The following is a 20,678-nucleotide window of genomic DNA, read 5'->3' as shown; positions in this document are numbered from 1 at the left end:
TCCGGGTCTACGCGTACAGCCGAATGTCGTGCTCCATGACAGGGTTGCCGCACTTCGGCGGGCGGAGACGGTTCCACTCGGTGATCTCGTTCGGCCAGTCGCACCCGGGTTCCCTGCACAGCAGCCGGTAGTGCGGACGGCCCTGACCCGGTAGATCGGGAAACCGATTGTCGCCTGCCTCTCCCCCGGGACCGAGTGAGCGCTCGGCGGCCTGTGTGGCGAAAAAGTCGTCGATGACCTCTTGGGGTACGACAGCTGTCGGCGCTCCCGTGGGCGAGACCAGCACGATCCCCACCTGATCGGGATCGATGTCGAACAGGCTCGCCGGGCTCGGCAAGAGCAGGTCTCCGATCGGGATCTCCTCCGACACGACCAGCGCGCCCGCCGCCGGGGCCTGGCCCGAGTCAGCTGGGAAATCACCGCGCAGGAGCCCGACGATGCCGTCCCCGGTTTTGCGGACGACGAGGAATCTGACACCTGGAGCCGCGCCCGGGACGGGCCAGGTATCGACCACTAGAAAGTCGGTGGTTGCTAGTTTGCGCAGCGACACCTGCAAGTCGAATTCCGGCGAGGGGAAGAGCGACATGCATGACCCTCCGTGGACAACGACGACCCTGGCTGTCTAGCTAGGATGGTGTAGGGAGCCGGGCGCCGGGAAGCTGATCCAGGCAAACTCGGCATCGTTGTGCATTGCCGGATCATTGATTCAGCGCACCTTCGGTGGGCGCCGGTGGCGTGTTTGCAAACCCCTCGCTGGCAACCGGAACGACTGCAAGACCTGGACGGAGTCCGGCGCCAAGGCCGCCGTTGGCAAGACGACCACGATCGCCGATGGCGGCTGCCCGGGCACCGTCTGGTGATTCCACACCGCCGACCGCGCGGCGGCGAGCTGACCGAGTGGCGGGCCCAGCCCAACCGCGAGCACGCACAGGTCCGTGCCCGCGTCGAGCACGTCTTCGCCCGGTTGAAGACCTGGAAGATCCTGCGCGACTGCCGCCTCAAAAGCGACGGCCTCCACCACGCCATGCCCGGCATCGCCCGTCCACCTGCACCAGCTGAGCGTTCCACCACGACCGAGGAGGCCCGCCGAGCCCTAGCGTTGGCCACCGAGATCACGTTCCAGGAGTCCAGGAGGATGCCGTCGCGGTGCTCCAGGAGCAGCCGGCCGATCTGCTGGGCAACGGGGAAGCGTCGCTCCTGTACGAGCATCAGGGCATGCTCTGCTCGGTCTTCGGCGACCGCGGTCCTCGTGTGCGCGAGTGACCGCGTGCGCACGGAGCTCCGCTGGGTTCGCGGACCTGCTCGGCCTTCAGCCGCCGGGCCTTCTGGTACGCACCCTGTTTGGAGGTCACGCACAGCGCTTCGGTGAAGTGGTCCCACGGCACGCCATCGGCCCGTCCGTCCTCGATCGCCCTCAGCTGCCCGGCATCGGGCCGCTCGCGCAGGTACTCCCACAACTTCGTGCGCAACACTGCGGCCTCGCCCACCACATTGCCCAGGCTGTCCTTCGGCTGCTTCAACTTGCCGGCGCACGTCTGCGCGTGGTCCAGCACGAGGAACAACTCCTCCGAAGCGGGGAACCGCTCGAACGCCCGATCTCCGCCCAACTCGTGCAGTCCCGCGGCCGGTTCACGATCCGACCGGCCTTGATCTCCCCCAGGCGGATTGGCGGGCGCTTCTGAAGGGGCCTCGCGTCAGCCTTCGAGTGGACGAAGCTGCGACCTGGGTACTGAAATCTCCCATGCAGCGTCTGGGGCGGTGGGAGCGCAGCGATCACTTCAGTGACCGTGACCTCCCTGTCTGCTCTGCCGGGTGCGGGAGGTGGTCAGCGTTTGACACGGCCGCGGACGGCCAGGACGGCGAGGCCGAGGAGAACGGGTTCGGCCAGCCGGGAGGTCATCTCGGTGTAGGTGCCAGCGGTGGTCAGGTCCTGGCCGGATGAGCGGAAGACCACCGAGTTGATCACCACGCGCAGCGCTTTCTCGAACCTCTCAGTGCTGACGCGTTCACCCAGCGGGCCGGTGGGATTGCGGGGGTCTGGAGTGTCTGTGGTGAGCTTGAGTTTCTGCCCGGCCCCGACCTGCTGGCCGGTGGTCTGCGGGTTCGGGTCGTTGGCGGGCAACCCCCACAGCACCATCACCATGATCGTGGCGGCCATCGCGGTTACCAGCCAGCCCAGGGCGCGGGTGGCGCGCAGTCCGTAACCTGACAGCGCCCAGTAGGCGGTCAACAGCGTTCGTTCTCCCCAGGGCCGCGTAGTGTCGTGGCGGCGCATCTCGCATTCACCGTAGTAGAAGTCGGCGGCGTCCGGCTCGTTCTTGCCGTCCTCCAGTGACTTGCGTAACTGGCGGTACAGCGCGGCCACCGCCGCTGGCTTCAGCTCGGGGGCATGTTGCGGCGGGGTGGCCCAGCCGCGAGCGACAGCCTCGGCGGGGTGGCGGGCGTTGCGCACCCGCCAGTAATGCTCTTCCACCAAGGTGTTGCGCTGGCTCCACCTCCAAGGGAAGCGCCGGTTCCAGCCCGAGGGGGTAGTAGCGAAGGTGCACCAGCCGTCCACCCTCATCTGGTCGAGATGGACGGCGCCGGCGAACTCGCACTCACTCACGTCGATGTTGTGCAGCGCCAGGTGCGCAACATCTGCTCCTACGACCGTCGCCAGGCTCACGCCGGGCGTTTGGCTGACTAGCCCTTCCGGCAGCGGGGCGTCCCCCCTATAGGGGCCGAGGGCGCCTGTGACCGACACCGGGTACTCGAAAACCGCATCGTCCAGGTGCAGTTTGGCGTACGTCAGGTGCAGCGAGGCCGTCGCAGCCCACCGCGTGCGCCCACAGCTCACCCTACGGGCGGCGAAACTCAGCATCACGGGCTGGTGGAAGACCGCCATGTCGAGCAGCACCAACCGCCCACACACGAAGTTCACATACGCCGCAGTCTCGAACTGCGCTTTGCGGAACCAGAAGCGGTCGGTGGTAGCCGCGCCTGTGAACTCGACCTCGCCGGAGAAGGTCGCGCTGTCGAACCAGGCGTCCTGGAAGGTTACCGAGCCGAACTCGGCGTCGCCGTGGAAGGTTGCCGAATCGAACATGGCAACGTCCTCGAAGGTTACCGAGTGGAACTCGGCGGCACCGAAGCAGGGGTGTCCGGTGGCTGGGTCGCGGAGCGCGCCGAGGAGGTCGTCGAGAAGGGGTTCGGTGAGAGGGGTGCCGCGGTGGTCGATGTCGGTGCCGGGGACCAGGCCGGCCAGGTAGGCGCTGCGGTCGATGTCGGTCAGGTGGGCGAGGCATGGGGCATAGCCGGGGACCTGGATGCCGCGGCAGCCGACCGGATCCTCGGGGGTAGCGCCGTGGCCGCAGTGCAGCCAGTAAGAGGCCATTTCATTTGGTCAGTCTGCGGTGGCATATGAGGGTCGCGGCGATGGCGGTGAAGGCGAGGAAGTGTTCCGGCTTGCGCTCGTAGCGGCGGTGGAGGCGGCGGCAGCCGGACAGCCAGGACACGGTCCGCTCCACGATCCAGCGGTGCTGGCCCAGGCGGCGGGATGACTCGATGCCCTTGCGGGCAACGCGGTGCCGGATGCCGCGAGAAGCGAGCCATCGCCGCAGGTGGCGGTAGTCGTAGCCCTTGTCGCCGTGCAGCTTGCCGGGCCGTCGGCGTCGCGGGCCGCGACGTGAGCGGATGGGCGGGATGCCACGGACCAGCGGGATGAGGGCCTGGCTGTCGTGGAGGTTGGCGGCGGAGATACCGACCGACAGGGGCAGCCCTGGCGGTCGACGATGAGGTGGATTTTCGATCCCTTCTTGCCGCGGTCGGTCGGATTCGGTCCCGTCAGCTGCCCCTTTGAGGGCCCGGACGCTGACGGAGTCGATCGCGCATCGCGACCAGTCCAGCTCACCCCGGGCACCGAGCTCGTCCAAGACCAGGCGGTGCAGCTTGGCCCACACCCGGGCCTCGGTCCACTCGGTGAACCGCCGGAAGGCGGTGACACCCGAAAGACCGAATCCCGGCGGCAGTTGGTTCCAGGTGCAACCCGAGGTGGCCACGAAGATGATGGCGGCCAGCACCTCGCGGTCCCCTCGCCGACGGTGCCCTCCACCCTGCGGGCAAACCGGCGCCGGCGGCACCACCCGCTGGAACAACGTCCACAGGTCCTCCGGCGCCATCCGCTCGACAAGCGCAGCAGTCATCGCCCCAGACTGCCGCAAGATCACGCCAACTGAAATGACTTCTAAGAAGTGGTACGTGAAGCCGGACGTCGAGGATCTTCGCGAAGCCGCCAGGATGTGGGATGGCTTGCACGGGAGTGCAGCGGAGGGGCAAGCGTGAGCCAGGCGGTCTACCAGCCGAGCGACTTGCCCAGGCGTATGGCCAGCAAGATCGAGGTGGACCCGGAGACCGGCTGCTGGCTGTGGACCGGTAGCTGCAACGGGGAGGGGCAGTCAGGCTACGGCCAGGTCTCCTACGAGGGAAAGACACAGCTTGTCCACCGTGTGGTGTTCAGGTTGCTGGTCGGTGAGATTCCGGAGGGCTTCCAGGTGCGTCATGCGGATCCTTGGGGACGGCACTTTACGCTTTGCTGCAAACCGGACCACCTGGAAGCAGTGCCGAAGAAGGAAGCTCTGCGGCGCAGGGACTGGGAGAGCGCGCGAGCCAGGAGGACGCACTGTCCCCACGGCCACGCGTACACGCCGGAGAACTCGTATCTGGATCCCCGAGGGTTCCGGCAGTGCCGGATGTGCCGCGCCGAGAGGGTCAGGAGCCACCGGGTTCCCCGGGCTGTGTGAGATTTCGTGATACGTGAGAGGCCCTGAGGCGTGAGTGAGACACCGTCGAACACCCTGCAATACCGCTTTGACGGGCCAGAAGAGGCTCCCGTCCTGATCTTGGGTCCCTCCCTGGGCACCACATGGCACAGGTTGCAGGGGCGTCCAGGGGATCCAGGACGAGGGCTGAACGCCAGGTCAGGGCCTCATGGTCCGGGGGAGTCCGCCGAGTCGGTGAGATGGAGGGGCAGGCGCCCGTGGGAGGTCATCGCCTCCGCCGCAGGATGCCTGCCGCCCTTCGACCGAGCCGACATGGCTACTTCGGTGCCCTTGCCCACCGGAGCAACGGATCGGCGGGTTCTCCCATCGCTCCCGGTCAGGCTGGAGGCACCACGGGCAGGACGATGCGGGACGGCCGGGCGGGATCGTGGAAGACCTGCTGCCGGGCCACTCGGGCCGTGGTCGCGCTGTCCTCGGGTTCGCCCGTGTTGAGATTGCGGTCCCAGCGCGGGAAGTTGCTGGAGGTGACCTGGACCCGTATCCGGTGCCCCGCCCGGAAGACGATGCTGGTCGACCACAGGTCCACGACGTGTTCGGCCGCCTCGCCCGGTGTCGCCGCGCGCACCCGCACGATGCCGTCGGCCACATTGCGGGAGACACCGTTCTCGTCGACGTCGCACAGGCGTGCCACCCAGTCGGTCGAGGGCCCGTCCGTGGCGGCGAAGAGCACCGCCCGGACGCGCCCGGTCACCTCGACGGCCTCGGTGAGCGGTGCGGTGGTGAAGACCAGGACGTCCTCGCGTCCCTCCACGGCCGTCTGGTCGAGTGGCCCGGCACGGAACTCGTCGGACATCAGGAGCGCGCCGCCGGTCGTGGGCACCGGGTCCATGGGGTCATAGGTGAACTCATCGGCCCGCTCGGCCGTGGACGGCGGCTCCTGCGTCAGGCGTCCGTCGGCGCGCAGGTGGAAGTCCGTGTCCACCGCCCGCGACAGGGGCCATTCCGTCTCCTCGCGCCACTGGTTGATGCCTATGACGAACAGCAGCACCTTGCCGGTGTCCGGCTCCAGAGCCTCACTGTCGCCCAGCGTGCGCTGGAACCAGTCGAACTGCATGTCGTGCACGCGTCCCCGCATGCCCATGAAGTCGGAGTTCGCGCCGAACCCGAAGTTGACGTCACCGACCACGTGCCGCCAGTTGGTGTGGGACCACGGGCCCATGATCAGCGTGGCGGGCCGGCCGGCGCTGCGCATGGCGGTGAAGTTGTCGAGCGTGCCCTGGGCGAAGATGTCGTACCAGCCGCCGAGCTGGAAGGTGGGCAGGTCGACCTCGTCGTGCCGGCCCGCCACGCGGCAGGACCGAGCCCAGTCGGGCTCCCGCCGGGAACGCTCGTAGCCCAGCTCGGGCAGGTCGTGCCGGGCGAACGCGGGAAACCGCCCGGCGGGCAGCTCCGCGTAACCGCCGCTTGCCAGGCCGTCCAGATCCCGCACGAGCCCGGTGATACCGCTCACGAGTCCCTCGACGTCGGTGCGGTGACGGCGCATCAGCGTGTCGGCGCCCTGCATGAGAGACCAGGGCACGGTGATGCCGAGTTCGATCGCGCCGCCGCGCGTCCACAGGCCGTCGTCCGGATCGGACCACGTGATCAACGGTGCGATCGCCTTCAGCTCCGGTGGCTTCGACAGCGCCGCCATCCACTGGGTGTTGCCGAAGTAGCTGCCGCCGACCATGCCGACTGAACCGTTCGCGCCGGGAAGGGCAGCGGCCCACCGCACGGTGTCGTAACCGTCGCTCTCCTCGTACGTCCACGGCTCCCATTCCCCCTCGGAGGCGAACCGGCCACGGGTGTCCTGGATGACCACCATGAAGCCACGCCTGGCTGCCGCCAGGGGATCGAGCATCATGGCCAGCAGGGGCGACTGCTTGCCGTACGGCAGTCGGCTCAGCAGCACCGGCCACGGCCCCGTACCCCCGGGCCGGTAGACATCGGCGCGCAGCACAGTGCCGTCACGCATCTCCGTCGGCACATCGAACTCGATCTGAATCTCTGCCACGCGCTGCCCCTTTGCATGCCACGACGCTGTCAGGCACATGGTCGAACCCGGTCCCCGTCCCGCACTACCCCCGAACGGGGTGGCTACGGCGCTCTCGGGGCGCTCACGCCACCGCGTTCAGCAGGTCGGCCAGCAGGTCGGGCCGTTCCAAGGCGATGAAGTGGCCTGCTCCCGGCACCTGCGTGAAATCGGCGGTCGGCAGCAGCTCCTTGTCGGCTTGCCGGTCCGATGGCCGCGACCAGTCCTTCTCCCCGTAGACGAGGTGGACGGGTGCCTTGACCTCGGGGTAGCGCGAGCGGGCGGCGATGAGACTGGGCAGACTCTGGTACACGGCCCGGGCGACGCTCGCGTAGCCGGGGCGGCGGCCCACCTGGAGGAGTTCGTCGAGGTAGTCCTCCCGCAGCGCGGTCCTGTCGACCAGCCCGCCCTGCAGGATCCTGCGGACGACGGCCTTGGGCTCCACCCCGGCGACCACCGGGCCCACCCCCGGAGTGAGGACACCGCCGACCACCACACGGGCGAGAAGACTGGACCGGGCGATACCGCCGCGGAAGTCGTACGTGTTCACCGCGACGACGCGCCGGACCCGCTCGGGCAGGTCGGCCGCGGTGGTCAGGGCGAGCACCGCCCCCATGGACTCCCCGACCAGGGACACGTCGTGGAGGTCGAGTTCGGTCAGGAGCCGCTTGACGCCCGCGCGCATGGCCGGCTCGTCGTACGACGCACCGGGCATGATCTCGGAGTAGCCCATCCCCGGCAGGTCGAGGGCATACACGGTGTACTGGTCCGCGATCAGCGGGATGAGGGAGCGGAAGTGCTCGGCCTGGGTGCGCACGGTGTGCAGCAGGACCACGGGAGCGCCGGTGCCCGCCTTGAGGTAGCGCAAGCTTCCCTCGCGGCTGTGGCGTCCTCCGCGCGGGGCGATGGTGTGGCTGGTGGTTCCCGGGATGTGAATCGTGGGACGTGGCTCTGGGCTGGGCATCTCGCTGGCTTCCCTTTGTGTGAACTGCTGCGGACGGGTGATTCGGATAGGGCCCGCCCGAAGGGGCATGACCTTGGATTCATTGAGAAACCGACCGGTTTCCGGCATCGTAAACCGATCGGTTTCCGGGTGCAAGGCTGAGGTTGCCATCCGCAGCAATAGGGTCAGCGCACAGGAGAGACGCGAGAGTGTCATCCGTACAGACGGTCGCCGATTCCGCACTCAAGGGCTACTACGGCACGCCCGTCAACACCCTTACGGCCACCCGGGCTCCCCTCGATTGCGGGCAATCAGGGGCGGGAGCCATCGGCCTGGGGAGGGCACGGTCACGGCGCCTGCTCGAAAGGGGATGCGTCAGTGCATGCCTGCCGCATCGAGCAGGGTGGTCACGGTGGGCGTGACGAGCCCTGCCGGATTGTCGGCTCCGATCCCCGCCCGGGCGCTGGCGCCGTCGAAGATCAGGCTGAGCTGCCGGGCCAGCAGGTCGGGATGGCTTGCCCCGCCCCGTTCGGCCTCGGCGCGGAAGAAGGCGGTCAGATTCTCTTTGACCCGGTGGGCCACCTGGCTCGCAGGGTGGCTCTGGTCTTTGAGCTCGATCTGAGCAGCCAGGTACCGACAGCCTTGGAAGTCGGGCGCACCCGCCTGCTCCTCCAGCTGGCCGAAGACGTGCAGGATCCGCTCGCGGGGTGAACGGCCGTAGTCCGCCGCCGGCAGGAGCCCGGCCGTGAAGGCAGAGGCGCGTTCCCCCAGGCTCGCCGCCAGCAGTTCGTCCTTGCTCTCGAACAGCTGGTACAGGGAACGCTTCGACACCCCCGCCGCCTTGCACAGCGCCTCGACGCCGATGCCGACACCGTCTCGGTAGGTGAGCGTGGCCGCCGCCTGCAGCAGCCGCTCTCTGGTACTTGGCTTTACTTCGGTGGCCATGCCGCGAGATTAACTCGATGTGGACAGAATGAAAACCGATCGGTTTACGGCGCTTTACCGGGGCGCTCTCGCGCCGCCCACGGGTCGGGCGGGCATGTGAGCACGGTTCCGCTGCGCCGGGACGGCGGTCTTCTCGGCTTCGTCCCGGCGGGGACGCGGTGCAGCCCCTGGCGGCCGCCCGTCACCCCCGAAGCCGGAGAGTGCGGCCGTGATGAGGCCGACGGTCATCCTCACCCGGCCCCTGGCCAGGCCCGCGCCCACTGGGCGCCGTTGTAGAGGATCTCTGCCGGAGCGGCTTCGAACTCTGGGAGGACGCGCGCGAGGGTCGTGGCCGACCTACCCGTGCCGGACCTGGCAGGCCGGGACAGTCGGGAAGCGGCCGTCGCCTCGGCCGGCGCGACGGACCTCCCTTGCGCGCAGTACGTGCCGTCCGCCCGCGTCCGGTACAGCGCGCGCAGCCGGGCCTCGTCGATGTCCGGCAGCTGCGCCTCGTAGGCGCCGTCGGCGTCGGCCTGCCACACGTCCAGGACGACGTCGGGCAGAGGCGTGCCGTCGAGGTCGAGGACCCGGCCGGTGATGAACAGCGGCGTGCCCGGGATGCCGCCCGACATGTCGGCTCCGAAACCGGCCGTCGGAGAGCCGTCGATGTGGAACGGACCGAGCACCGTCGCCGGAGTGGCGTCCGCCGAGAAGTGGTGGTTCATCTGGACTGCGAGCGTGCTGAGACCCAGGACGTCGGAGGCGAGGATGAACTCCAGACGCTTGTCGTCACTGATCCGGCCGGTCGCCGTGAGCCATTCGACGGCAGCCGTCCACTCCTCCTCCGTCAGCCCGACCTCGCGGGCGTACGCGTGGAGGTGCCGCACCAACGCTGTCATCAGCTCGGCGAGCCGGGCGAGTGCGCCGTGGCCCACCGCTTCACCGCCAGGTCGCTGAGGTTGTCCTCCGTCACGAAGGCCATGGAATCTTCCTCGATCCGTTCCGGCCGCGACCGCTGTCCGGACATCCGTCCGTACAGCGGACGACCGATGTCCGCGGTCGGGAAACACGTGGCCCGTCACCGACCGGTGACGGGCCGAGGGGGCGCGGGGGACCCGGAGAGGTCAGAACATCGTGTTGTCGTTGGCGGAGGTGGCCGGGACGTCCTGTACGGCGTCCCAGTGCTCGATGATCTTGAGCTTGCCGTTCTTCTGCTTCTTGACCCGGAAGATGTCCACGACCGACTGCCCCCGGTCCTCGGGGTTGAGGCGGTAGTGCGCGTGGATGGCGACGTAGTCCTTGTCGGCGATGACGCGCTTGCGCTCCACGATCAGGTTCGGGAACTGGCGGAAGAAATTGGTGAACTGCTCACGCAGGCCGGCCGAGCCGCTGGGGATGGTCGGGTTGTGCTGGTAGTACTCGGGCGCGAGGTACCTGACGGCGTCGGGATTCTTGTCGACGAGGAGGGTGTCGAAGTAACTGGTGGCGATCTTCTCGCTGAGCGCCGTGCTCCAGCGCGGGCCGCTGGGCTGGTTCGTGTGCGGGTTGCTGACCGTACCGAACATGTCATTGCCGTTGACGCTGGTCGCCGGCACGTCCTGGACCGTGTCCCAGTGCTCGGCGATCATGCCGCTCCTGGGGTCGAAGCGGAAGATGTCGACCACGGCCGCGCCACGGGTGCCGGGCTCGTAGACGGGGTTGGAGTGCACCAGGACCAGGTTGCCCTGGGCGAGGACCCGCTTCACGTTGTACTGGTGGTCCGGGAAGCGCGCGGTCCAGTCGCGGATGAAGTTCTTGATCGCTTCCCGGCCGTTGGGCGCGGCGGGGTTGTGCTGGATGTAGTCCTCGCGGATGTACCGGTCGGCGACCGCGAGGTTGCCCTCCTCGAAGAGCTGGGTGAGGACGTGGACGGCGACGCGCTTGTTGCGCTCCTGCGTGGCGGGGCTTGTGTACGGGGCGTCGAGGCCGAGGCCCAGGCCGCTGTGGGACGGCGCGGAGGCGGAGGCAGTGGCCGTGGCGGCGGGTGCGAAGCCGGCCACGGCTCCTACGGTCGCCGCGGCCAGGAGGGTGGCTATGGCCTTACGGGGCAGCCGGCTGGTGCTGTTCGACATGGGGGTTCTCCAAGGCTGTGCGGACGGCATTGAACGCGTCGGCGGGTGTCTGGTGGGAGATCGGGAGTAAAGGGCGAGGGGGCCCGTGTGGGCTCAGGCGCGGTCGAAGGCGAGGAGGAACTCGATGTTTCCCTCGTCCTCCACCGTGATCCCGCCGAAGTCGGGTGCCTCGATGCCGTAGTCGGCGAAGGTGACCGGAATGGAGCCGTTGACCCGGAAGCCGTCGGCGGTGCGCTGGGCGTCGAGCTCGAAGGAGACCGAGTTGGTCTCACCGTGGACGGTCAGCTCGCCTGTGGCCTTGGCGCTGACCTGCTCGCCCACCGCCGGCGCAGAGCCGAAGTCGACGGGCTCGGTGAGCTCGAAGGTGGCCTCCGGGTACCGCTCGGTGTTCATGACCCGGCCGCGGAACTGGCCGTCGCGCTGGTCGGAGTCGCTCTTCACCGAAGCGAGCTCGACGGTGAAGGATCCGTTGACCGCCCGGTTGCCTTCGATCTCCAGCTCGCCGGTGACCTTTCCGGTACGGCCCACCGCCGTGACGTTCTGGCCGAAGAGGACTTCGTCGACCCGGTAACCGGCCTGCGAACCGCTGCCCACCCGCCAGGCACCCTCGACATCCTCCCCGGAACCCGAGGAACTGCCCGAGGAGTCCGAGCCTGGCGGGTCGTCGAGCGAGAGGGCGGCCGGTGGCTTGTCCTGGACGTAGTTGATGTAGATGTAGGGGCCCGCTGTGCACAGCACGGCGACGGTGGCCACACCGGCGATGAGCCAGCGCTTCCAGTGCCTGCGGATGCTGCCTGCCATGGTGTCTCCTCTATGTTTCGTGATTCAACTGAAGTTTCAAGTATTTGGTCGCGGGTGGCCCTGGGACGTGAGGGGTCGCTACGGGCGTGCGCGGGCTCAGCCGTGGCCGGCGAGCGGGATGGGGTCAGTCCAGGAGCTGCTCGGAGACCTGCCAGAGTCGCTCGGCCGCCTCCGGATCCAGGGCGTGCGGCGCGACCCCGGTGTTGGTGCCCGGCTGGTGCAGCGGTGCCTCGTTGCAGTCCTCGAAGTACCGGCCGCTGACGCCGTCGAGCAAGGGTGAGGTGGCCAGCAGGACGGAGGTCGCGGCGCCCTGTTCGACCGATTTGAAGGACATCTCGGGCAGGGGTGTTCCTTCGCCGAGGAGGGCTCGCAGGTGGGTCATGAACAGGCCCATCCGGGCGTCGTCCATGTAGCGTCCCAGGTTGGTCTGGATCCCTCCGGGCATCAGCGCGTTGGCGGTGATCCCGTCGGCGGCCCATCGCCGGCCGGCCTCGACCGCGAACAGCACGTTTGCGGTCTTGGACTGGCCGTACGCCAGCCACGGGTCGTAGGGCCGCTCGGTGAAGTGGAGGTCGTCGAAGACGACGGGTGAGAACAGGTGCCCGCTGGAACTCACCGACACCACCCGGGCACCGCCGGCCGCCGCGAGTGCCTCGTGCAGCCCGGTGGTCAGGGCGAAGTGCCCCAGGTGGTTGGTGGCGAACTGCAACTCCCAGCCCTGGGGTGTGCGGCTCTCCGGGGCCGCCATGACCCCGGCGTTGTTGACGAGGATGTGCAGCGGGCCGTGCCAGGCGGCGGTGAACGCGCGGACGGACGCCGGATCGGTCAGGTCCAGGGCGGCGACCCGTACGCCTTCGGAGCCGGTGGTGGCCCGGATGTCCTTCGCGGTGCGATCGCCGGCGGCGGTGTCCCGCACGGCCAGCGTGACCTCCGCGCCGGCGCCGGCCAGCGCTCGGGCGGTCTCCACGCCGATGCCGGACGCCGCCCCGGTGACGACAGCGCGGCGGCCCGTGAGATCGATGCCCGCGATGACGTCGGCAGCCGTGGACCGGCTGGTGAACGGACTGGTGATGCCTGCCCTCGTGGCCATTCTCGCAATGCTCCCTGTTTGCTACTCTCGAAACCGGAGGTGCCTCCGATTACTTCCAGACCTTAAGCGGAGGGTCCTCCGATTGTCCAGAAGGAAGGAAAGCTGTGACCGCCACCACACGCGGACTGCGTGCTGACGCGCGACGCAACCGGGAACGCCTGCTCGAGGCCGCGGGGCGCGCGTTCTCCGAGACCGGCACCGACGCGTCCCTCGAGGCCATCGCCAAGGACGCCGGCGTGGGCATCGGCACGCTCTACCGGCACTTCCCCACCCGCGAGGCCCTGCTCGAGGCCGCCTACCGCAACGAACTCGCCCGGGTCTGCGACAGCGTCACGGAACTGCTCGCACAGCTCCCGCCCGACCAGGCCATGCGGAGGTGGATGGACCTGTTCATCGACTACCTGGCCACCAAGCAGGGCATGGCGGACGCACTGAAGGCCGTCATCGCCTCCGGCGACGAGGATCCGTTCGCCGAGAGTCTCGACCGGATCAGCACGGCCATCAGCACACTGCTGCACGCCGGGGCCGAAGTGGGAGTTCTGCGCTCGGACGTGGACCCCCTCGATGTCGGCTTCAGCCTCGGGGGTGTCCTGCTGATCACGAGCGACAAGGGGCTGCGCGACCGCGCGGGCCGCATGCTCGACCTCCTGCTCGACGGCCTCCGCTACCGCTCCGGCTGACGCGTGGCGCCGGCCCAGCTGGGCTGACGGCGTATCACCGGCTCAGGTTCTCGAACAGCACCATCCCGGCCGCCGTGTTGGACGCCGGTACGTGGTAGGCCTCGTACAGACGGCGGATCCGGGGTCCCAGCGCGCCGCGCATGATCAGCCACATGATCAGCTCGATGCCCTCGGAGCCGGCCTCGCGGATGTACTCCTCGCGCGTCAGCGCGGCCAGTTTCTCGGGGTCGTGCTCGATCGCGTCGAGGAACATCCGGTCGAAGTCCTGGTTGATCAGTCCCGCGCGGGCGCCGGCGAGCTGGTGGGACATGCCGCCGGTGCCGAAGACGGCGACCTTGAGGTCCTCGGGGAAGGAGCGGATGGCCTCGCCGAGCGTGCGGCCGAGGGCCAGGCACCGCGCGGCGGTCGGCTGCGGGTACTGGATGACGTTGACCAGGAGGGGGACCACCGCGCAGGGCCAGCGTTCGCCGGGGTCGGGGCAGTACACCGACAGCGGAACGGTCAGGCCGTGGTCGACGTCGAGTTCCTGGTAGACGGTGAGGTCGAAAGAGGCGTCGATCAGGCTCTTGACGAGGTGGTCGGAGAACTCGGGAGCGCCCGTGACGGCGGGCACCGGGCGGCTGCCCCATCCTTCGTCGGCCACGCGGTACGACACCGCCGTCCCGAGCGCGAAGGCCGGGGTGACGCTCATGTCGACGGCGTTGGCGTGGTCGTTGTAGACAACGACCGCGACGTCAGGGGTGTGGCGGGCCATCCACTCCCGCGCCGGTGTGTATCCGTCGAACAGCGGCTTCCAGTACGGGTCTTGCGTCTTCCCGTGGTCCATGGCCGCACCGATCGACGGCACGTGCGAGGTCGCCAGACCCCATATCACCTCAGCCAAAGTTCCGCCCTCCCGCTTTCAGCGCCTGCGCGAACTCCTCGGTGGTCATGCCGGTGAAGACCCCGCCGAGGTACTGCATGGACTTCTGGTCGACCATGGCGAGCTTGAAGACGTAGAAGATGGAACCGCCCAGCTCCATCATCCGGTTCCAGTCCCGCCGCAGAACGGCGTCGCGCTGCTCGGCCGTGAGCCCGTACGTCTCGCAGTACGCGGCTTCGTCGGCTTTGAACCTCTCCCGGTTCTCGGCGTCCTTGAGGGACCCGCAGAGCCGGTTCAACGCTCGGCCGCGGCGGTTCTCCGCGGCGTCGAAGACATAGGTGCCGGGGACCCGGGGTGTGGTGCTGGACATGCTGTTCTTCTCCTCTCCGGTGTGGATGACGGTCAGTGCAGGAGCCCGCCGCCGTCGCAGACGAACGTCTGGCCGGTGACCATGACCGCGTCCGGCGAGGCGAGATAGGAGACCAGCCCCGCGAACTGCTCCGGGGTGACGAACTCCTTGATCGCCTGCCGGCTCATGGTCGCGGCGAACACCTCGTCGCCGGAGTGCGCCCGGGTGCCCGGGGTGGCCACCTGCGCGGGCGCCACCGCGTTGACCGTGATCCGGTGCTCGCCCAGTTCGCGTGCCATCACCCGGGTCATCCCGATGAGCGCGCCCTTGCTCGCGACGTAGGCGATCTGGCCCGGGGGCCCCGTGAAGAAGGTGCGGGAGGCGACATTGATGATCCGGCCGCGGTACGGGCTCTTGCGCAGCCAGGGCGCGCACGCCTGCGCCATGAGCAGCGGGCCGACGGCGTTGACGGCGAAGAAGCGGTGCATCTCCTCCGGGGTCGTCTCCAGCAGCGGCGCCCGGCCGGAGAGCAGGCCGGCGTTGTTGACGAGGACGTCGACCCCGCCGTACGCCTCGGCGATCTCGGATACGGTCTGGCGGGTCGCGGCCGGGTCCCCGACGTCGCAACGCCAGGCCCGGCCGCCCGGGATCGAGCTGGTGTCGTCGGGTTCGTCGACGTCGAGGGCGGCGACCGTGAAACCGTCCCCGGCCAGTCTGCGGGCGATGGCGAGCCCCAGGCCGCCGGCGGCGCCCGTGACCACGGCGACCCGGGGGCTGCGGTTCGCCGGGCCGGTCATGGTGCCTTCTCCTGCGGATGGGTGGCGAGTGCCTCGACGGTGATGTCCATCCACTTCCACATCGGCAGGGAGACCAGCGCGTCGTGCAGCTGTGCCGGGTCGGCCGCCTCGTACAGGCCGATGGTCGCGTTCCGGCCAGGCACCCGCCACAGCCGCTTGAGGATGCCGGCCTCCCTGAGTTGCATGGCCCGTTCGCGCTCACCCTTGCGCAGCTCCTCGCGTACGTCGTCGGGGGTGTCCGGGGGCAAGGTGTTCTCGGTGCGGACGAGGAATTCCACGGGGGATGTCCTTCACGGGGTCAGGCTGCCGCGATCTCCAGCAGCAGTTCGGCGAGTCGGCCGGGGGCGGTGACCATCGCTTCGTGTCCGGTGGTGATTTCGTGGACCGGCCAGCCGCGGGCGGCGGCGCGCCCGGCGTGCGGGGTGAACACCCGCATCCAGTCGGTGCACTCGACGAAGGCGCCGGGGACCTGGTCGGCCTTGCCGGTCAGCCGCAGTGGCTCGGTGTAGGTCAGCCACGGGTGCGGGGTCAGCCGCGGGCCGAGCCAGTCGAGGTCCGCCTGGTCCTCGACGCCGAGCACGCTCAGCGAACGCACCGGGATGAGCCAGCCGAACCCGGGGCCGGCCACGGACTCCCGGTAGTGCCCGGCGATGCGGTCGGGCAGCAGATCGATCGCCGCGTCACCGTCGTCGCCGACGAAGGCGTCGAGGTGGACCCGCTTCGCAAGCCGGTCCGGGATCCGGTCCGCGACGCCGGTGACGACCTGGCCCGCGTAACTGTGGCCGACGAGCACGACATCCCGGGCGTCATGGGCCTCGATCAGCGCCACCACGTCCTCGACGTGCGTGCCGAGACCGATCTGCGGGCTCAGCAGATGGGCGCGGTCACTCACCCCGGTCAACGTGGGGGTGTGCACCTCGTGTCCGGCCGCGCGCAGCAGCGGGGCGACACGCTGCCACACCCAGCCGCCGTGCCAGGCTCCGTGGAGCAGTACGAAGACGTGGCGGCCGCTCATGCGGACGCCCGGGGCCGCGTGCCGCCGGCCTGCTGTTCGCGGGTGAGCATCTTCGCCACCGCCCGGCGTCCGCGGAGTGCGGCGAGGTCGGACTTGATGCTGGACTCGGCGGTGCCGCCCGGGTCGGTGGCGTACATGATCTCCTGCGCCTCCAGGGCGTCGACGTCCTCCTGCATCACGGCCAGTTGCTGCTCGTGCTGGAACTTCGTGAGCTCCTGGTCGTCGATGAGGTAGTCGCGGCCGAGCGCGTAGAAGTCGTGCGTCTCGTTGCCGCGCCCCGGCGTCATCCCGTACAGCACCTTCATGTGGAAGCCGTCCGGCTCCTCGGTGCCGGTTGCCGCGACGCGGATGTTGAGGACGAAGATGCCCGGCGGGTAGAAGTCGCCGTCCTGCCAGCGGTCCACCGGAGAGGTCAGTCCGCAGGACTTCTCGTAGAACGGCGGCGCCTCGATGCCGATCATGCGGCGGCTGAAGCCGACCCGGTCGCCGTCCACCGTCACGTCGATCGGGGTCGCGGCGACGGCGGCGTTGCCGATGCTGCTCGGGTGCAGGAACGTCTCGTGGGTGAGGTCGAGCAGGTTCTCCAGGAGCAGCAGGTGCCGGGCCTTCAGCGGGACGACCCCGTGCACATGGGTCCAGTTCGGGTCGGTCAGCCACGAGGTGTCGGGCAGGAGGCTCTCGTCGGCCAGTTCGGGGTCTCCGGGCCAGATCCATATGGCGCCGTCCCGCTCGACCAGGGGGAAGCGGCGCAGTGCCGCCTTGGGCCTGTCGGCCTGCTCGGCGACCCCGACGCACAGGCCCTGGCCGTCGAAGCGGTAGCCGTGGTAGTCGCACTGGAGGGTTCCGTCGTCGTCGAGGTGGCCCAGCGACAGCGGGTACTTGCGGTGGGGGCAGCGGTCCTCGACGGCCGTGACGGTCTGGTCGGGCAGTCGGTAGAAGCAGACCGGGAGGTCCGTGATCCAGCGCTGCTTGAGGGTTCGGCCGATCTCGTCGGACCAGGCTCCCAGGTACCAGCCGTTGCGCACGTGCTGTGTCAGTGTCATGGCGGTCCTTCCTTTGACGTCGGCCCAACGGGGCAGTGACGCCTGTCGAATTGACGAAGTATCAGAGATCCAGGACGAGGCGTCGGCCCCGCGCGCGGGAGACGCAGATCAGCATCGTGTCGTTCGCTGCCCGCTCGTCGTCGGTGAGCAGTGAGTCGCGGTGGTCGACCTCGCCCTCCAGGACGGAGGTCTCGCACGAGCCGCAGATGCCTTCCTCGCAGGACGACAGGACAGGGACGCCCGCCTGCTCCACGGCCTTGAGGACCGACAGCCCGGGCGGCACGGTCAGCGTCGTCCCGGACGCCCGCAGTTCCACCTCGATCGGCTGCTCGGCCTCATCGTCCGCCGGCTGTCGCACGGCCGCCGCGGCGAACCGCTCGACGTTCAGCGCTCCGGTCGGCCAGCCGGCGCAGTGTGCCTCGACCGCGTCGATGAGCCCCGCGGGGCCGCAGCAGTACACCAGGGCGGACGGGTCGGGATCGCCGAGGTAACCGGTGAGGTCGAGCAGACCGTACTGGTCCTGCGGACGTACGGTCACGCGCTCGCCGTAGCCCTCCAGTTCGGGCAGGAACGCCATGGACGCGCGCGTGCGGCCCCCGTAGAGCAGGGACCACTCGGCGCCCGCCGCCTCGGCCTCGGCGATCATCGGGAGCAGGGGGGTGATGCCGATGCCGCCGCCGACGAACAGGTACCGGCCCGCCGGCCGCAACGGGAAGTTGTTGCGCGGGCCGCGCACCCGGAGTTCGCCGCCCTCCACGAGGTGGTCGTGGATCCACTGCGATCCGCCGCGTCCGTCGGACTCTCGGAGCACCGCCACGCGCCAGCGGGCCGTGTCTTTCACCGGGCCGCAGAGCGAGTACTGCCGGGTGACGCCCGTGGGCAGGACGACGTCGATGTGTGCTCCCGGCTGCCAGGACGGCAGCGGTTCGCCGGAGCTCGCCGCGAGTTCCAGCGACACGACACCGTCCGCCACCGTCTGGCGGGCCACTACGGTGGCGGTGCCTTCGAACTCGGTGCCGCGCAGGGCGACGGACGGCGTTCCGGCCTCGGCGAAACCGAGGGCGTGCGTGTCCGGGGCGGCGGCTGGGGGGCTCGTCACGTTCGTCATCTCCTCGGTACGGTCGGCAGGGATCGCTCCGGCCGCGGTCGGCGGCGCCACGATCGACGCTAGCCAGCGGACAATGCCCAGGTCATCGCTCGAATGACCGGACCGGGGCGGCGCATGGTCGTGGCCCCGACTACGTCATCCGTCGCGCGGGCCGGGTGTCCCGGCACGCCCGTCGGGCCGCGGAGCCTGGTCGAGATGGATCCGCACCTGGCGGTCGTCCTCGTTCCAGAGGGCTTCCACGACGGCGTGCAGCTGTCGGACGTCGGTGCGCCACATCGGTACGCCGTAGCGGTCGTCGCGTGTCAGCGCGTCCTCGGCGACGGCATCGGCCAACAGGCTCAGGCGGTCGTACGTCGGGGCCGGTCCGTTCGCCCCGTCGGGTTCGTCCGCGAACTGCACGTAAAGGGACGTGTCCCGGAAGGGAACCCAGATGTGCGTAGCCCCACGGACACCCGTCCCGCCCTGTGCCGTCACGCCAGAACACCCGTCGTCTGCGGGTAGAGCCGCACGTACGCCTCTCCCATGGTTCCGTGCGAGAGGCCGAGGTTGGGGCCGGCGTTGCGCTTCAGCTGGACGCCGCGCCGCTTGGCGAGGTCGGTGTAGTAGTCCCACATGTGCTGCTGGGCGGCCAGGCACTCCATGGCCTTGCGCTTCTTGTCGAAGACCGGGGTGATGTCCAGCAGGACGTTCGGCTTGAAGTCGCACTGCTCCGGCTGGTGCGGCTCGAAGAAGAACACCGGGGGAGCGCCGAGCGGTTCGCCGGGCGCGTCGTAGCCGACCGCCTGGGCCAGTACGCGTGCCTGGAGCGCCATGCGGGCGGCGGCCGGATGGTCGCCGTTGTAGGGGTCGGCGAGGGTGTGGGTGAGGACGACCGCGGGGTCCACCTCCCGGTACACGCGCACGATGCGGTCCACCAACTCCGGTGTCTCCAGCAGCGGGTAGTCCCCGGCGTCCAGGAACTCGATCTCTGCGCCCAGGGCGGCCGCGGCGTTCGTTGCCTCGGTGCGGCGCAGCGCCTTGATCTCGTCCAGGGCGAGACCGTCCCGCCAGGCACGGGCGGACTCGCCGCGCTCACCAAAGCTCAGGCACAACACCTTTGCGCGCTGACCGCGTTCGGCGGCGAGGGCTATGGCGCCACCGGCCCGCCAGACGAAGTCGCCCGCGTGCGCGCTGATCACCAGCAGCGACCCTTCGGACGGAGTGGAGGTGTGGGAGGTCATCAGGACTCCTTGGGATCGAGTGGGGTGGGCGACGTGATGCGAAGTCCCTTGCCCCTGTGCGTATGTGACGAAGAGAAGACGGGACGAAAGAGGTCAAGTCAATCGATGTCACCGTATAGCCAGCATTTCTGTTGACAATAGTGTTGTCTTCGTGAATTCTCCTGACACCAGCCCTGGCACAGCCCGGAGGAAACATGCCGAACCGTCATGTCGTCGTGAGGAACATCGACCGGCCTGCCGCCGATGTCGTCGCCCGGCTCGCCGAGGCGGGGGTGTCCACGGTCCACGAGGCCATCGGCCGCCGCGGCTTCGCGGGGACCGGCCTGCGGCCCAACCAGCGGAACGTGCGTATGGCGGGCCCCGCGGTGACGGTGAGCTCCCACCCGGGAGACAACCTGATGATCCATGCCGCCGTCGAGGTCTGCCGGCCCGGTGACGTCCTCGTGGTGACCACGACCTCGCCGTCCACGGACGGGATGTTCGGCGAACTGCTGGCGACGTCCCTGGCCGCCCGGGGCGTCATCGGCCTGGTCACGGGGGCCGGTGTACGCGACACCGCCGAACTGCGGGACATGGGCTTCCATGTCTGGGCCCGTTCGGTGTCCGCCCAGGGCACGGTGAAGGCCTCCCCGGGTTCGGTCAACGTTCCCGTGGCGCTCGGCGGGGTGACCGTTTCCCCTGGCGATGTCGTCGTCGCCGACGACGACGGTGTGGTCGTGGTGCCCCTCGCGGAGGCGGACGAGGCGGCCGAGCTCGCGGAGAAGCGGCTCGCCAAGGAGGCGGCCACCCGCGAGGTCCTGCGCTCCGGGACGCTGGGCGTCGACCACTACGGACTGCGCGCCAGGCTCGCCGACCTGGGCGTGGTCTATCAGGACTGACCGAATTCCCCGCCGTGAACGTGTTGTGG

General features: G+C 69.2%; 22 protein-coding genes and 1 pseudogene. 3 read left to right on the top strand and 20 right to left on the bottom strand.

Annotated elements, in window-relative coordinates:
* Positions 1-7: 7 nt before the first annotated feature.
* Positions 8-586, bottom strand: a complete 579-nt coding sequence (locus MQE23_RS02525) for a hypothetical protein (RefSeq protein ID WP_243378082.1) — start codon at positions 584-586, stop codon at positions 8-10.
* A gap of 157 nt (positions 587-743) precedes the next feature.
* Here MQE23_RS02525 and MQE23_RS02520 point away from each other — a divergent pair.
* A pseudogene (locus MQE23_RS02520) lies at positions 744-1,042 on the top strand (transposase family protein); the annotation flags it as partial.
* Positions 1,043-1,208: 166 nt separating this feature from the next.
* On the opposite strand, the gene MQE23_RS02515 reads toward MQE23_RS02520, so the two are convergent.
* From MQE23_RS02515 to MQE23_RS02470, 10 genes are all read right to left on the bottom strand, one after another.
* Complete coding sequence (locus MQE23_RS02515) at positions 1,209-1,553, bottom strand: hypothetical protein (protein ID WP_243382994.1); 345 nt, start codon at positions 1,551-1,553, stop codon at positions 1,209-1,211.
* A 272-nt stretch (positions 1,554-1,825) separates the two neighbouring features.
* Positions 1,826-3,373, bottom strand: a complete 1,548-nt coding sequence (locus MQE23_RS02510) for a pentapeptide repeat-containing protein (RefSeq protein WP_243378081.1) — start codon at positions 3,371-3,373, stop codon at positions 1,826-1,828.
* Position 3,374: 1 nt separating this feature from the next.
* Positions 3,375-4,181: an IS5 family transposase gene (locus tag MQE23_RS02505; protein ID WP_243378079.1), complete on the bottom strand. Its 807-nt coding sequence runs from the start codon at positions 4,179-4,181 to the stop codon at positions 3,375-3,377.
* Between the two features lie 952 nt (positions 4,182-5,133).
* Positions 5,134-6,810, bottom strand: a complete 1,677-nt coding sequence (locus tag MQE23_RS02500) for a CocE/NonD family hydrolase (RefSeq protein WP_243378077.1) — start codon at positions 6,808-6,810, stop codon at positions 5,134-5,136.
* Positions 6,811-6,913: 103 nt separating this feature from the next.
* Entirely contained in the window at positions 6,914-7,792 is an 879-nt protein-coding gene (locus MQE23_RS02495) for an alpha/beta hydrolase (protein ID WP_243378076.1), read from the bottom strand.
* Positions 7,793-8,146: 354 nt separating this feature from the next.
* Entirely contained in the window at positions 8,147-8,716 is a 570-nt protein-coding gene (locus MQE23_RS02490; protein WP_243378075.1) for a TetR/AcrR family transcriptional regulator, read from the bottom strand.
* 230 nt (positions 8,717-8,946) lie between these two features.
* Positions 8,947-9,630 carry a dioxygenase gene (locus tag MQE23_RS02485; RefSeq protein WP_243378073.1) on the bottom strand — a complete coding sequence of 228 codons (684 nt, stop codon included), beginning with the start codon at positions 9,628-9,630 and terminating at the stop codon, positions 8,947-8,949.
* Positions 9,631-9,819: 189 nt separating this feature from the next.
* Positions 9,820-10,806 (bottom strand): nuclear transport factor 2 family protein, encoded by a 987-nt coding sequence (locus tag MQE23_RS02480; RefSeq protein WP_020272038.1) that lies wholly within the window; start codon positions 10,804-10,806, stop codon positions 9,820-9,822.
* Between the two features lie 93 nt (positions 10,807-10,899).
* The gene (locus MQE23_RS02475) at positions 10,900-11,607 is read right to left on the bottom strand and encodes a YceI family protein (RefSeq protein WP_243378072.1); all 708 of its coding nucleotides are present in this window, start codon (positions 11,605-11,607) and stop codon (positions 10,900-10,902) included.
* A gap of 124 nt (positions 11,608-11,731) precedes the next feature.
* A complete protein-coding gene (locus MQE23_RS02470) occupies positions 11,732-12,697 on the bottom strand; it encodes an SDR family NAD(P)-dependent oxidoreductase (protein WP_243378071.1) in 966 nt (321 codons plus the stop codon).
* A gap of 104 nt (positions 12,698-12,801) precedes the next feature.
* Between MQE23_RS02470 and MQE23_RS02465 the strand changes: the two genes are divergently transcribed.
* The gene (locus tag MQE23_RS02465) at positions 12,802-13,377 is read left to right on the top strand and encodes a TetR/AcrR family transcriptional regulator (protein WP_020272035.1); all 576 of its coding nucleotides are present in this window, start codon (positions 12,802-12,804) and stop codon (positions 13,375-13,377) included.
* A gap of 34 nt (positions 13,378-13,411) precedes the next feature.
* Here the strand turns inward: MQE23_RS02465 and MQE23_RS02460 are convergent, their stop codons facing one another.
* The 9 genes from MQE23_RS02460 to MQE23_RS02420 all read right to left on the bottom strand — a co-directional run bounded on the left by MQE23_RS02460 (position 13,412) and on the right by MQE23_RS02420 (position 19,771).
* Positions 13,412-14,251 carry a class III extradiol dioxygenase subunit beta gene (locus MQE23_RS02460; RefSeq protein WP_243382453.1) on the bottom strand — a complete coding sequence of 280 codons (840 nt, stop codon included), beginning with the start codon at positions 14,249-14,251 and terminating at the stop codon, positions 13,412-13,414.
* A 1-nt stretch (position 14,252) separates the two neighbouring features.
* Positions 14,253-14,609: a protocatechuate 4,5-dioxygenase subunit alpha gene (gene ligA, locus MQE23_RS02455; protein WP_020272033.1), complete on the bottom strand. Its 357-nt coding sequence runs from the start codon at positions 14,607-14,609 to the stop codon at positions 14,253-14,255.
* A 32-nt stretch (positions 14,610-14,641) separates the two neighbouring features.
* Positions 14,642-15,385, bottom strand: coding sequence for an SDR family oxidoreductase (locus MQE23_RS02450; protein WP_020272032.1), 744 nt, complete (start codon positions 15,383-15,385; stop codon positions 14,642-14,644).
* A complete protein-coding gene (locus MQE23_RS02445; protein ID WP_020272031.1) occupies positions 15,382-15,663 on the bottom strand; it encodes a muconolactone Delta-isomerase family protein in 282 nt (93 codons plus the stop codon). The genes MQE23_RS02450 and MQE23_RS02445 overlap by 4 nt, the downstream gene beginning before the upstream one ends.
* A 20-nt stretch (positions 15,664-15,683) precedes the next feature.
* The gene (locus tag MQE23_RS02440) at positions 15,684-16,400 is read right to left on the bottom strand and encodes an alpha/beta fold hydrolase (protein ID WP_020272030.1); all 717 of its coding nucleotides are present in this window, start codon (positions 16,398-16,400) and stop codon (positions 15,684-15,686) included.
* Entirely contained in the window at positions 16,397-17,443 is a 1,047-nt protein-coding gene (locus MQE23_RS02435; protein WP_020272029.1) for an aromatic ring-hydroxylating dioxygenase subunit alpha, read from the bottom strand. The genes MQE23_RS02440 and MQE23_RS02435 overlap by 4 nt, the downstream gene beginning before the upstream one ends.
* 61 nt (positions 17,444-17,504) lie before the next feature.
* Complete coding sequence (locus MQE23_RS02430; RefSeq protein ID WP_243378069.1) at positions 17,505-18,542, bottom strand: PDR/VanB family oxidoreductase; 1,038 nt, start codon at positions 18,540-18,542, stop codon at positions 17,505-17,507.
* A gap of 144 nt (positions 18,543-18,686) precedes the next feature.
* On the bottom strand, positions 18,687-18,950 hold the full coding sequence (locus MQE23_RS02425) for a hypothetical protein (RefSeq protein ID WP_020272027.1): 264 nt from the start codon (positions 18,948-18,950) through the stop codon (positions 18,687-18,689).
* A gap of 71 nt (positions 18,951-19,021) precedes the next feature.
* On the bottom strand, positions 19,022-19,771 hold the full coding sequence (locus tag MQE23_RS02420; RefSeq protein ID WP_020272026.1) for a PIG-L deacetylase family protein: 750 nt from the start codon (positions 19,769-19,771) through the stop codon (positions 19,022-19,024).
* Positions 19,772-19,965: 194 nt separating this feature from the next.
* Here MQE23_RS02420 and MQE23_RS02415 point away from each other — a divergent pair, with 194 nt between their 5' ends.
* Positions 19,966-20,649 (top strand): 4-carboxy-4-hydroxy-2-oxoadipate aldolase/oxaloacetate decarboxylase, encoded by a 684-nt coding sequence (locus MQE23_RS02415; RefSeq protein WP_020272024.1) that lies wholly within the window; start codon positions 19,966-19,968, stop codon positions 20,647-20,649.
* Positions 20,650-20,678 lie beyond the last annotated feature (29 nt).

Source organism: Streptomyces sp. HP-A2021, assembly GCF_022807935.1.
Lineage (GTDB): Bacteria > Actinomycetota > Actinomycetes > Streptomycetales > Streptomycetaceae > Streptomyces > Streptomyces afghaniensis.
The sequence above is the reverse complement of the archived record's forward strand: the minus strand, read 5'-3'. Positions and strand labels throughout refer to the sequence as shown.